Below are 13,336 nucleotides of genomic sequence, written 5' to 3'. Positions count from 1 at the left end.
ACATCCTTTACTGTTCTTTAACGTGAACTTTGACTGTCGCGTTGACCTCTGGGTGTAGTTTAATATTTATCTTGTGATACCCGAGAGATTTTAAAGGTTCTGACATATCGAGTTTGCGCTTATCCAGCTTAATATCATGCTGTGATTTAAACGCTTCGATGACTTGCTTTGAACTGATGGAACCAAATAGGCGACCACCTTCGCCGCTTTTCGTTTTAATTTCAACTTCAATTTGCTCAAGTTCTTCTTTAAACAATTTTGCATCCACTAAATCTTGTTCTGCTTGTTGTTGTTTGTCGAGATTTTCACGCTCAAGACGCGCTAAGTTTTTAGCATTTGCTTCTTCAGCCAATCCCTTTTTAATTAAGAAGTTTTGCGCATAACCTGTCGATACTTCTTTTACTTCACCTTTTTTACCTTGGTTTTTAACATCTTGTAGAAAAATTACTTTCATGTTTCTGACCCTCTTTCTTCAATACTCTTCTTTATTGCCTCTACTAATAGATCATACGCTTCATCAAGCGAGACACCAACAAAACGCGTTGCAGCATTTGTTAAATGACCCCCACCATTTAATGATTCCATGATGATTTGGACATTCATTTCTCCTAATGAACGCGCGGATACACCGATTGAATCATCTTCACGTACTGCCATGACAAACGATGCTTGAACACCTTCGATTTTTAACAGTTCATCAGCTGCTTGCGCAACAGTGACTGGGTGATACGTATCTGTCGGATCTGCTTTAACGACCGCGACACCACTGTCCCATATTGAGGCAGCCTTGATTAAATCAACACGTGCAATATACGTATCGATATCGTCTTTTAAGAATCCATGTGCCAACACAGGATCTGCTGAATTTGAGCGTAAGAAACTCGCCGCATCAAACGTTCGAGACCCTGTGCGCAACGTAAAGTTACGTGTGTCTACAATAATACCTGCAAGCATGACCGATGACTCGATGCGCTTGAGTTTACCTTCTGATGCCTGGTATTCAAGCAACTCAGCCACTAACTCACTCGCACTCGATGCATACGGTTCAAGGTATACAAGCAATGGATTCGATAAAAAGTCGTCGCTACGTCTGTGGTGATCAATCACGACTTTACGGTTTGCTTTATTTAAAATAAGCTCATCTTGTACCATGACTGGTCGATGCGTATCCACGACAACGACCGTCGTATCCGTGTGTAAATGATCCCAAGCATCATCACTCGACACAAAGCGCGAGTAAATGTCTTCATGTTTTTCAACTTCTTTCATCACACGCGAAATCGTCTCATCCAGATCATCTTCGTTTAATATAATTCGCGCATCAAGACCATTCATCTCAGCAAGTCTCGCAACACCGAGTGCTGCCCCAATAGAGTCCATGTCCGGACGCTTATGCCCCATAATAATGACGTTGCTACCTTCAAGTAGAATGTCACGGAGTGCATGGGAGACAACTCGTGCACGCACGCGCGTACGCTTCTCCATCGGGTCTGTCTTACCACCATAAAAGCGTGCATCTCCGTTATAACGCTTGATTGCAACTTGGTCACCACCGCGCCCAAGTGCGAGATCTAAGCTTCTCTGCGCAAGATCGCCAACATCAATATACGAGTCACTGCCCTCACCAAAACCGATACTCAGTGTAATCTGCGCACCGATTTCTGACGTTTCCATACGCACTTTGTCGAGTAGGCTAAAGCGAGTTTCTTCTATAGCAGCCAAGCTTTCTGCATTGAGTAACAGGAGAAATCTGTCTTGTGAGAAACGACGTAAGTAGACGTTGTGTGTCGCTGCCCATTCATGAATCAATCCAGTGATCAAGTTGTTTAATTCACTTTTTAAAGACTCCGCCATATTTTGAGTCACTTCGTCATAGTTATCTAAAAATAAAATACCAATGGTTGGTCGTTTATCTTCAAGCTCTTGTTGCTTATTTTTATAGCCTGTAATATTGACCATTTGTAACGTGTTGAAGTCTGAATCATGATACACACGGAAACTGTGATTTTGGTATGTACTATCGACAACAGTTAAGTTATTTAAACGGAAAGACGTTAATATATTTGGGAAAATCAAATTGATATGCTGCCCGAGTGCATCTTCAGACAAAATTGAACCGATATAGTTGTTCATCCATTCGATTTCATCGTTGTCATTTAACACAATCAAACCGACAGGCATCGTATCGACAGTCAGTTGCTTGCCCCCGACAATCTGATCGACGGTGTACTGAAGTCGTGACTCCATATCAAGAATTGTTCGATGTAAATAATAAAATACGAGTATAATTATGATTGCCGTAACGATAGAAAAAACAACGGCTACAGTGATGTTATATGCATATATCATGATGGCATTTAATATTAAATGTGTGACAAGAATGCCAACGGGAATATAAATCTTACGCTTGTTCATTACTTTAAACATTTCATCACTTCCTTTTCATAATTATCCACATTCTAATTCTAAATACCATTTCAAACAACCCGATCAACATTGTAATTGGTCTTAACACAATGAGTGGAATGAGGAGTAAAATCGATATTGCAACATGCACTTTCTTTTCTCTTAATACGAAGTAGACGAATGCAAGTCCGTGTACGAATAACAACCATTCCAGAACGAAGACAATGTTTGAAACTATACCGTAAAAGACGTCGTCACGCGATGGGCTCATGAAGAATGAAATCAAGAAAAACACAAAGAATAAGTACATAATCGGTCTTGGAAATGCCCAATCTTTAAACGACTTAGCTGGCCAAAGTTTAATCTCATCGTTTTGGCCAAGCAACCATCTCAGAATGAGAACACTAACAGTGACAATAATCATCGAATAAATCGTGATTTGTCCTTGTAAGTTCATGTAAAAAACTTGCAGACTTGTGTTGATCATTTCTACATCAACTAATGAAGACATACCTGTTAATTCCATCTGTTCATTATACCAAGAAACGAGCGATGCCCAAATCTGTCCGAGCGGCGGAATCACATTGAATACTTGAAGTAAATTCAATCCACCAATCACGATAATCGTCATGACCGCTGTTGCTATAAATATCGTATATTCTTGTGTATATTTACTTCTGAGCGTAAATTCTAGAACATACGCGAGCGCATACATTAACACGAGTGAAATCCAAGAGAACGGCGACATAAAAAAGAATACAGGCAGCAAAAAGCTAATGAATGTCAGCCAAAAGTGATAGGCTGATTTATGTTTAAGACTGACTAAATAATAAAGTGAGAATGGCAAAATCAACATGCCGAGAACCAATGTGATTTCAGTGACAAATAAAAATAGAAATCCAATGGCGATAACAACGAGTAAATACCACAATGGAACTTTCGGTCGCAAAAAGCAACACTCCTATATACTAAATAAAGCTCCTAATATCGCTAGGAGCTTGTACTTACTATATTATAACTTTTTTAATACCTTTGTGCCACCTAAATATGGTACGAGCACCTCTGGTACAGTCACCGTGCCATCTTCATTTTGATAGTTTTCTATGATTGCTGCCATCGTACGGCCGACGGCAAGTCCACTACCATTTAATGTGTGAACAAATTTTGGTTTCGCATCTTTATCTTGTTTAAATTTAATGTTCGCACGTCTCGCTTGGAAATCTGTCATGTTTGATATTGAACTGATTTCTTTGTAATCATTATAGCTTGGCAACCACACTTCAACATCATACGTTTTCGCTGAGCCAAAGCCGATATCACCCGTACATAACAGCACTGTACGATGTGGAATTTCAAGCAGATTTAAAATGTTCTCTGCATGTTCTGTCATCTCTTCAAGCGCACCCCAAGAATGATCTGGATGTTCGATTCTTACCATCTCAACTTTGTTGAACTGATGCAGGCGAATGAGACCTCTCGTGTCACGACCCGCTGATCCCGCTTCACTTCTAAAGCACGCCGTCTGCGCTGTGAATTTTTTCGGTAGGGCATCGCCAGATAGTGTTTCTTCACGGTGGAAGTTCGTCAATGTCACTTCTGAAGTCGGAATTGTGTACATCGCTTCACCGTCGATTTTAAATAAATCTTCTTCAAATTTCGGTAATTGACCCGTTCCAAACATCGCTTCACTCTTGACGATTTGCGGTGTCATCATCTCGCGATAACCATTTTTTCCGTGTACATCTAACATGAAGTTCATCAGTGCGCGCTCAAGTCGAGCACCTTCACCCGTTAAAAACACGAAGCGCGCACCTGACACGCGAGCTGCACGCTCAAAATCCGCCATTTCTAAATCATCTAAAATGTCCCAGTGTGCTTTCACATCAAAATCGAATTCACGTGGCGTACCTGTTTTACGAACTTCAACGTTTTCCGTGTCATCTTTGCCAACTGGTACATCGTCATGAATCAAGTTCGCTACGCGACTCATTTTATCTTTGAAAGCTGCTTCTGTTTCGTTTAACTGTTGATCAATTGCAGAGATTTCCTCACCGACATCACGCATCGCCTGGATGGCATCATCTGCATTCTCTTTGTTGCGTTTTTTCTGTGCAATTTCTTCAGAAGCTTTGTTACGCTTACTCTTTAACGCCTCAGTCTGCTGAATCAATTCACGGCGTTTTTCATCCAGATTGATAATCTCATCGATGACTGATGCATCGTCACCACGCTTTGCCACTCGTGCTTTTACATCTTCTGTTTCTTGTCTAATACGTTTGATGTCCAACATCAGACTCACTCCTTAATTGTTTTTATATATAAAAATAGACCACGTCCCTGTGTGAGGGACGTGGTCTACGTGTTGCCACCCTTATTTAATATGCCCAGTCGCATATTATCTTCATTCATCATATCGGCGTCATGCCGTCACTTAACTGTTATAGACAGAACTTCATACATTTTCACGTGTTGCTTCCACCAACCGCAACCTCTCTATATGCATACTCATGTATTACTTTATCTGTAAGTGAATCTATTAACTTGAGGCCATTATAAGTCGTCCACAAGATAAAATCAACTGTTGATGTGATTTTGCTACCAAATTAAACCAGGACGTGTGTAGACGACGTTGCCGTTCGCCATCACCGTGTGCGCATGATTCACACCATAATGATATGGAATGTACTCATGGTTTGGTGCATCCCAAATGACGAGGTTTGCATCGTCACCAGCATCGAGTGTACCACGGTCAGAACCAATCGCTTTCGCTGCATTCACCGTGACTGCATTCCAAATCTCATTCGGCGTCATCTTCAGCTTAAGCCCTGCGATTGCCATGATCATCTGTAGGTTATCTGTGACACAAGAGCCTGGGTTGTAGTCCGTCGCGATTGAAACAGCACCACCACCATCAATCATACCACGTGCATCCGCAAATTCATTTTTACCGAGATAGAACGTCGTACCAGGCAGTAACACCGCCACGATATCCGAATCTTTCAGCTGTGATTTACCTTCGTCACTTGCAGCAACTAAGTGATCTGCTGAAATGGCGTTTTGTTCAATCGCTAATTCAAGTCCACCCAGCGGATCGATTTCGTCTGCATGAATTTTTACTTTGAAACCTTTTTCGTTCGCCGCTTCCATGTATCTTCTCGACTGTTCAACTGAAAATACTGCCGTTTCAGTAAAGATATCTGCAAAGTCCGCGTAGTCTTTAACATCATCTAAAAGCGCAATCATCTCATCTAAAAATTCTTCAGACTCACGGCCTTTAGGAATTGCGTGTGGCCCTAAAAACGTATGTTTCATTTCAATCGGAAATGATTCTTCTAACACTTTCGATACTTTTAGCTGCTTCAATTCATTCTCTTTATCTAACCCGTAACCAGACTTACTTTCAACCGATAAAACACCATGTTGAATCATGCGTGTAATATTTTTAGACGCTTTGTCGAACAACTCTTGCTCTGATGCTGCACGTGTCTGCTCAACCGTTTTTAAAATACCGCCACCTTGTCGTAAAATCTCAAGGTAATCGACGCCTTGGCGTTTCAATGCCGCTTCATGCTCACGTGAACCACCGTGCACAACATGTGTGTGTGGATCAACGAGGGCAGGGGATACGACCATGCCTTCTGCGTCAATTGTCGATTTTGCTTCGTAGTCATCCGTCTTCGCACCAGCGTAAACGACCTTCCCATCTTTTACGACAACGATCGCATCTTCAACAATCGTCAGTTCATCCATCTCAGCACCTTTTAGTGCTTTATCAGTTTTCTTTGGCAATAATAAGCTGCCTATATTTTTAATGATTACATCATTCATTACTCTTGCTCCTTCATCATTGGAATGTGGACGCCTTTTTCCTTTGCTGTTTCTATCGCTATGTCATAACCTGCATCGACGTGACGCGCAACACCCATACCCGGGTCACTTGTCAGTACACGTCCTAAACGACGCTCTGCATTGTCTGTACCATCTGCGACAACAACGAGACCAGCATGTAGAGAATAACCCATGCCGACACCACCGCCGTGGTGAACTGAAATCCAAGAGCCGCCGGCAGCTGTATTCACAAGCGCATTTAAAATTGCCCAGTCACCAACTGCATCACTGCCGTCTTTCATCGCTTCTGTCTCTCTGTTCGGACTTGCAACAGAACCAGAATCTAAATGGTCACGCCCGATAACGATCGGTGCAGAAATTTCTCCAGTTCGAACGAGTTCATTGAGGGCAAGACCCATCTTCGCACGGTCTCCATAACCGAGCCAAGCGATGCGTGAAGGCAAGCCTTGGAAAGCAATTTTTTCCTGTGCCATATCTAACCAACGCATCAGTTTTTCATCTTCTGGGAATAGTTCACGCATCTTAGCATCCGCTACTTCGATATCTTTCGGATCCCCACTAAGTGCTGCAAATCTAAATGGTCCTTTACCTTCGCAGAAGAGTGGGCGAATGTATGCTGGGACAAATCCAGGAAAATCAAATGCATTTGTCACACCTTCATCAAATGCCACTTGTCGGATGTTGTTTCCATAATCGAATACGATTGCGCCTTTATCTTTGAAATCAAGCATTGCTTGAACATGCTTCGCCATAGATGCTGAAGCTAATTTCACAAATTCTTTCGGGTCTGACTGACGCATCGCTTCACCTTCTGCAAGCGTAAATCCTTCAGGTAAGTAACCATTTAGTGGGTCATGCGCAGACGTCTGGTCCGTCACGACATCAATTTTCACATCGCGATTTAATATCTCTGGCAAAATCTCTGCTGCGTTTCCGAGCAATCCGATTGATAATGCTTCCCCTTTGTCGCGTGCTTCTTCTGCCATCTTGATTGCTTCATCCAATGAATCCGTCTTCGTGTCTAAGTAACGTGTTTCGAGACGTTTATCGATTCGTGTTTCATCGACTTCTACACAGATGACAACACCTTCGTTCATCGTCACAGCGAGCGGCTGTGCACCACCCATACCACCGAGTCCAGCGGTGAGTGAAATCGTCCCTTTTAGAGAACCGCCAAAGTTTTGGTTTGCGAGTTCAGCAAATGTTTCGTACGTCCCTTGAACAATCCCTTGAGAACCGATGTAAATCCATGAACCCGCAGTCATCTGACCGTACATCATCAAGCCTTTCTTATCGAGTTCATTGAAGTGCTCCCAGTTTGCCCATTTAGGTACGAGTACCGAGTTCGATAAAAGAACACGCGGCGCTTCTTCATGTGTTTTGAATACTGCAACCGGCTTACCTGACTGCACGAGCATTGTTTCGTCTTTTTCTAAGTTACGCAGCGTATTTTCAATCGCTTCAAAAGATTCCCAGTTACGCGCTGCTTTACCGATACCACCATAGACGACGAGGTCTTCCGGACGCTCCGCAACTTCAGGATCCAAGTTGTTATACAACATACGCAGTGCAGCTTCTTGTTCCCAACCTTTACATTCAATCTCTAAACCTTTTTTTGCTCTAATTACTCTCGACATTTCAGTCACTCCTTTAATGATTAGTATACATTATTTAATAATTCGTAATTGCTCGCTTACCGCATTGATATCTTCAGAGAACACACGATCTTTATGCATAAATTCTACAATCTCACGATATTCGTCAAACTTTGCTTTCGTCTTCGGTGATAGTTTATCAGCACCTTTAATTTCCACAGCAGTCAACGCGATAAAGAGCTCAGTGGCGAGGACATTGCGCACGTTGTCCACGATGTCTTTGCAATGACGTGCACCAATTGTACCCATTGACACGTGATCTTCCTGGTTCGCTGATGACGGGATAGAATCTACACTTGCAGGATGTGCGAGTGTTTTATTTTCAGACACAAGGGATGCTGCCATATACTGTAAAATCATTGCTCCCGACTGGAATCCTTCTTCAGGTGATAGGAATGCAGGTAAATCATTGTTTAACTGTGGGTTCACGAGACGTTCGATACGTCGTTCTGAAATATTTGAAATCTCTGCGATACCAATTTTAAGTAAGTCCATGGCAATCGCAATCGGTTGGCCGTGGAAGTTACCACCAGAGAACACTTCTTCTTCACTGAAAATCAATGGGTTGTCGTTCGCTGCATTCATTTCAATTTCTAGCTTATCCTTGACGTATGCCAATGTTTGAAGCGATGCACCATGCACTTGCGGAATACATCTTAGAGAATACGCATCTTGTACACGCATTTCACCTTGACGCGTCGTCAGTTCAGAACCTTCTAGCCAATCGAGCATCGTCTCTGCAACATGAATGGATTCTTTGTAGCCGCGAGATGTATGAATTTTCGCATTGTATGCATCAGTAATCCCATTCAACGCTTGATGTGTGAGTGATGCGATCCACATGCTGTCATGCATCAGCTGTTCTGCTTCGATGTAGTTGATTACCCCTTGTGATGTCATCGGCTGTGTCCCGTTGATGAGTGCGAGACCTTCTTTCGCTTCGAGCACATGCGGCTCGATGTTGAGTGACGCCAGTACTTCAGCGGTCGGACGTAGTTTATCTTCGTAATATACTTTGCCTTCACCAATAAGTGCAATGGCTAAGTGCGATAGGGGCGCGAGGTCACCGGATGCACCGAGTGAACCTTGTTCTGGTATGTGTGGAATAATTCTATGATTAATAAATGTTTTGAGCTGATTTACAAGGGCGCGAGATACACCCGAATGACCTTTTAGCATCGTGTTAAGACGCATGATCATCATCCCGAGTACTGTATTTTGCGCAAATGGTTTACCCACACCGACTGCATGTGAGCGAATCAAGTTCACTTGCAACTCGGCAGTTTTATCTTTTGAAATAAAGACATCACAGAACAAACCAAACCCTGTTGTAATACCGTAGATAACACGCTCATTATCAATGATTGTCTGTACGATGCGCTTCGCTGCATCGACACGTGCGTATGCATCTTCTGTTATTTCAACTTGTGCATTTGGTGAGGCATAAAATTCACGCATTTTTTCGATTGTTAAATCATTACCTGTTAGCTTCAAAATCATGACCAATCCTCCTATAAATATAAAAAAAGACATACTCCACCCGTTGGTAGGCAAAATATTGTCTCTAATCACTAATATCTAAATAGACGTATTCAATTGTCTCTAGTCGTTCTCTAATGGCTAATCACTAGGTCAATTATAGCATAGTGTTTTATCTGTTCAATGAGAATTAAATATGATTGATTCCAAGGCCGAGCGTCTCATGTTCCTTACCTCTAATCGGTGCCCCAATCGTTCCGTAAAAGCAGACGGCAATCCACTCACCTTCTGTTTGTTCTTGATAAGGACGTCCACGAACGACTGAAAAACTTAACCCAACTGTACGCATAATATCACCAACGCTTAATTTTCCGCGCGTCACGCCTTCAGCTGCTTCAATTATTGCATGATACAGTGCATGCGTTTCTCTATAAACCGACTCATCGATGACATTGTTGCGCTTTGCTGCTGTTTCAACTGATGAGATGACCTTTTTAAGATCCATCGTCCCCACTTTTCCAGACACAACTTTATAATTTTTGAAGTCAGGTAATAGTTGAGCAGCCTGTTCTTCACCAAGCAGTGCAATAATTGTTGCGTATTTTCCGAAAGATTGCTGATTCGTCATCTGATACGTATCTCCCTTACTGAGTAATCTTAATGTCATTATAGCATCTTGATGCGTGTGTTGATGAGGCTATGCGGGTTCTGTTAATTAGAAAAATATTATCTAAATTTTTAGGAAATATCAATATGTAGTGATTTTAATCACAGATGACCACTATATATTGTGTTAAGGTGAAGCAGAATTCATCAAAACAAAAAGGGGAATACAACTATGTTCACAAATACAACAGACATCATTCGCAAATTTACGTCAAACGAGTCAACGAAACAGACCGACTTTCTTAAGCATGAGAACAGCAACTATGTCTATTCATTACCGCTGCTCAGACATAACTTGACGAATCATGCGGAAGAGGAATTTTTATTTACACACATTTTACCAGCTCGCATAAAAGAACTTTACGACGATGGCACGATTTACGTACACGATAAACAGCTCGCACCCTATTGTGTATCCATCAGCTGTATGGACATCGCAACGAAAGGTATCCCATCGCTTGCAAAAAATATGATTTCATCTCGTCCGACAAGCCGTTTATCAACTTTGTTACGTCATTTTAGCAACGTCGTTACACTCGTCTCACAACAAGTTTCAGGTGCAGTTATGCTCGCTCAACTATCTACAATCACAGCTTCATATTTATATGACGAAGAGATTCGTGGCACGCGATATACACATCATGACTTAGTTGAATTATTCCAAAGTTTGATTTGGGAATTAAATATGCCACTTAGATCCGGCTCGCAAAGTAGTTTTTCCAACATCACGCTAGAATTTGGAAAACCTTCTGAGGAAATTAAAGAAGAATATGTCGTAATTGGTGGGGAAGGTCGCAGTTTCACATATAACGAAATTCCATCTGAATATTTTGACCATATTAACCAAGCCATTATCGATGTGATGAAAGAAGGGACGGGTGAGGGTGGTATTCCGTTTACATTCCCATTGCTTACCGTACAAATTGACGATGACTTCAACTATGAGAACCCACTTTTTGTTGAGCTGCTAGATAAGATGTATCACTGGGGAGGCGTGTACTTTGAGAACTTTAAAACACGTCCATTCGAAGATGAATATTACACAACACTCAATCCATACATCCAAGCGAAAGATCCTGAAGTGAGTCGCAGTCTTTGCTGCCGGTTACAAATTAACTTAGAAACATTGTCACGTGCTGGCGGTGGGGTGTTTGGTTCATCAACAGGTTCAACCGGTGCCGTGCAAGTCTTGAACTTAAACATGAACCGCGTGCTAATGGAATTTGGTCATGATATGGACTTGCTCAAAGATAAAATTCGAGAATATTTAGAAGTCATGCAAGACGCACATATGGCCAAGCGTGAATGGATTTTGAGTAACAAGGAACTTTATCCGACGTTTTTTGCTTATAATAATGATTTAAAAAACTACTTCAACGTGTTTGCCCTAACTGGAATGCATGAAGGGTTGATGAATGCGGGATATCCGGATGGTATTAAAGATGAACAAGGCAAGTTCGTTGCTCACGAGATTATGCAGTATATGACTGAAGTCGTCAATGAATTTATTGTGCGTGACAACGTTGCATGTGGCATTGAGTATGCACCTGCTGAAAACGCAGCGATTAAACTTGCACGACATGATGTAAAATGGGCTGCTGAAAATAATCGAGATATTATCGTCCAAGGTGAAGGTGAGAACCCATACTTAACAAGTGGTTGCATGACGCCGTTTTCTGAAGAAGACTTTCTTGCACAACTTGAAAATAGTGCAGAGTTCCAAGGATACGCAACATCAGGAAGTGTGTTGCACCACTTTTTAGAATCAAAAGTAGAACCTGCCGCACTCGCGAAATATTTAGATAAGATTTTTGAAAAACCAATCAACTACATTACACTGACGCCGACAATTACATCATGTATGAGTTGTGGACAAAAAATTGTTGCGAAAGATGCGAAAGATATTGAACACTGCCCAGTCTGTCAATCTGTCGATATCGCCACGTTTAGCCGCGTCATTGGATATTTAAAGATGATTTCTAGAAACAATATAACAGTGGATGAAGATGGATATTACGAAGGCAAATATAACTTCTGGTCAAAAGCGCGACGTCATGATTGGACAGGACGTAAACGTTTAGAGAAAGACGTACTCGAGGAGGTCGTTCGCCATCAAACTCTATAATAATTTTATCCGCACATTTACAGATTTACCGAATCATACGACATTGCTCATCCATTCGTTGTCAGGTTGCCCACTCAAGTGTTTTGGCTGCCACAATTACGATGAGATTATTGCGAACACCCCTAAGGAGTATAAAACACATGAAGATCTGTACGACTACTTAGAGCGCAGTGGATTTTTATTTGATGCAGTGATGTTTAGCGGTGGAGAATTTTTGATCAACCCGATGGACGATGTTCGAGAATTACTTTTGCAAGTGCGAAAACGTTTTGAAGGCGTCATTATAGTGACGACAAGCGGCATCTACTACGATAAACTTCAGACATTATACGATGAACAACTTGTCGATGGCATCCATATCGACATGAAATTGCCATACCACATGTTGGATATTAAAGAAGATGCACAAATTTATAAAGACATTATGGGGATTACGCCCAATGAAAAAATAGTTGAACAATTGCTCAATAGCGTAGATGCAGTCATTGCCCACAATTCTGTACTGGATCAAGTACGCACCGTGCTGTACCCACTGCTCGATGACGCATTCTTTGAAGAAATACAAAAATATGTCGAGGCGCAGAAGTTGTATTTTGACAGCGCCGTGCCATACTTCCTGAATAACTTTATTGCACCTGCGGCTTGAGAGGGTAGGTAGAGTGTGGGAGCGGGCGGAGGGTGGCCTTACCATCTATTCGCGGGTTTGACGAATAGAAGAGAGGGGCATTCCCATCTATTCGCGGATCTGACGAATAGAAGAGAACCACATTCCCATCTATTCGTGAGTTTGACGAATAGAAGAGAACCGCATTCCCATCTATTCGCGGGTTTGACGAATAGAAGAGAGGGGCATTCCCATCTATTCGTGAGTCTAACGAATAGAAGAGAACCGCATTCCCATCTATTCGTGAGTTTGACGAATAGAAGAGAGCGGCATTCCCATCTATTCGCGGGTTTGACGAATAGAAGAGAACCGCCTTCCCATCTATTCGCGGATTTGACGAATAGAAGAGAACCACCTTCCCATCTATTCGCGGATCTGACGAATAGAAGAGAACCACATTCCCATCTATTCGCGGATCGAACGACGTCCTGCAAACAAACAAAAGCACACGCTTCACAATGAAGCGTGTGCTTTCAAAATCTAAATTCGGTT

General features: G+C 42.0%; 10 protein-coding genes. 2 read left to right on the top strand and 8 right to left on the bottom strand.

Annotation, left to right across the window (positions count from 1 at the left end):
• Window positions 1–7: 7 nt before the first annotated feature.
• The 8 genes from rplI to hutP all read right to left on the bottom strand — a co-directional run bounded on the left by rplI (window position 8) and on the right by hutP (window position 10,056).
• A complete protein-coding gene (gene rplI, locus BMW30_RS04060) occupies window positions 8–454 on the bottom strand; it encodes a 50S ribosomal protein L9 (RefSeq protein ID WP_091474172.1) in 447 nt (148 codons plus the stop codon).
• The gene (locus BMW30_RS04055; RefSeq protein ID WP_091474171.1) at window positions 451–2,427 is read right to left on the bottom strand and encodes a DHH family phosphoesterase; all 1,977 of its coding nucleotides are present in this window, start codon (window positions 2,425–2,427) and stop codon (window positions 451–453) included. Before BMW30_RS04055 ends, rplI begins: the two co-directional genes overlap by 4 nt.
• A gap of 4 nt (window positions 2,428–2,431) precedes the next feature.
• The gene (locus BMW30_RS04050) at window positions 2,432–3,355 is read right to left on the bottom strand and encodes a DUF2232 domain-containing protein (RefSeq protein ID WP_091474170.1); all 924 of its coding nucleotides are present in this window, start codon (window positions 3,353–3,355) and stop codon (window positions 2,432–2,434) included.
• Window positions 3,356–3,418: 63 nt separating this feature from the next.
• Window positions 3,419–4,696, bottom strand: a complete 1,278-nt coding sequence (serS, locus tag BMW30_RS04045) for a serine--tRNA ligase (RefSeq protein ID WP_091474169.1) — start codon at window positions 4,694–4,696, stop codon at window positions 3,419–3,421.
• Between the two features lie 305 nt (window positions 4,697–5,001).
• Window positions 5,002–6,234: an imidazolonepropionase gene (gene hutI / locus BMW30_RS04040; RefSeq protein ID WP_091474168.1), complete on the bottom strand. Its 1,233-nt coding sequence runs from the start codon at window positions 6,232–6,234 to the stop codon at window positions 5,002–5,004.
• On the bottom strand, window positions 6,234–7,892 hold the full coding sequence (hutU, locus tag BMW30_RS04035) for a urocanate hydratase (RefSeq protein ID WP_091474167.1): 1,659 nt from the start codon (window positions 7,890–7,892) through the stop codon (window positions 6,234–6,236). Before hutU ends, hutI begins: the two co-directional genes overlap by 1 nt.
• 30 nt (window positions 7,893–7,922) lie before the next feature.
• A complete protein-coding gene (hutH, locus tag BMW30_RS04030) occupies window positions 7,923–9,410 on the bottom strand; it encodes a histidine ammonia-lyase (RefSeq protein ID WP_091474166.1) in 1,488 nt (495 codons plus the stop codon).
• A gap of 169 nt (window positions 9,411–9,579) precedes the next feature.
• Complete coding sequence (gene hutP / locus BMW30_RS04025; protein WP_281242137.1) at window positions 9,580–10,056, bottom strand: histidine utilization transcription antiterminator HutP; 477 nt, start codon at window positions 10,054–10,056, stop codon at window positions 9,580–9,582.
• A gap of 171 nt (window positions 10,057–10,227) precedes the next feature.
• Between hutP and nrdD the strand changes: the two genes are divergently transcribed.
• Window positions 10,228–12,180 (top strand): anaerobic ribonucleoside-triphosphate reductase, encoded by a 1,953-nt coding sequence (nrdD, locus tag BMW30_RS04020; RefSeq protein WP_091474164.1) that lies wholly within the window; start codon window positions 10,228–10,230, stop codon window positions 12,178–12,180.
• Window positions 12,181–12,238: 58 nt separating this feature from the next.
• Complete coding sequence (locus BMW30_RS04015) at window positions 12,239–12,826, top strand: 4Fe-4S cluster-binding domain-containing protein (RefSeq protein WP_245705626.1); 588 nt, start codon at window positions 12,239–12,241, stop codon at window positions 12,824–12,826.
• Window positions 12,827–13,336 lie beyond the last annotated feature (510 nt).

This window comes from Aliicoccus persicus (genome assembly GCF_900110815.1).
Lineage (GTDB): Bacteria > Bacillota > Bacilli > Staphylococcales > Salinicoccaceae > Aliicoccus > Aliicoccus persicus.
This window is presented reverse-complemented; position numbering and strand designations above follow the sequence as displayed.

Bases quoted from the DNA above. Each gene is read 5' to 3' on its own strand.
- rplI (WP_091474172.1), bottom strand. From the start codon at position 454: ATGAAAGTAATTTTTCTACAAGATGTTAAAAACCAAGGTAAAAAAGGT.
- BMW30_RS04055 (WP_091474171.1), bottom strand. From the start codon at position 2,427: ATGTTTAAAGTAATGAACAAGCGTAAGATTTATATTCCCGTTGGCATT.
- serS (WP_091474169.1), bottom strand. From the start codon at position 4,696: ATGTTGGACATCAAACGTATTAGACAAGAAACAGAAGATGTAAAAGCA.
- hutI (WP_091474168.1), bottom strand. From the start codon at position 6,234: ATGAATGATGTAATCATTAAAAATATAGGCAGCTTATTATTGCCAAAG.
- hutU (WP_091474167.1), bottom strand. From the start codon at position 7,892: ATGTCGAGAGTAATTAGAGCAAAAAAAGGTTTAGAGATTGAATGTAAA.
- hutH (WP_091474166.1), bottom strand. From the start codon at position 9,410: ATGATTTTGAAGCTAACAGGTAATGATTTAACAATCGAAAAAATGCGT.
- hutP (WP_281242137.1), bottom strand. From the start codon at position 10,056: ATGACATTAAGATTACTCAGTAAGGGAGATACGTATCAGATGACGAAT.
- nrdD (WP_091474164.1), top strand. From the start codon at position 10,228: ATGTTCACAAATACAACAGACATCATTCGCAAATTTACGTCAAACGAG.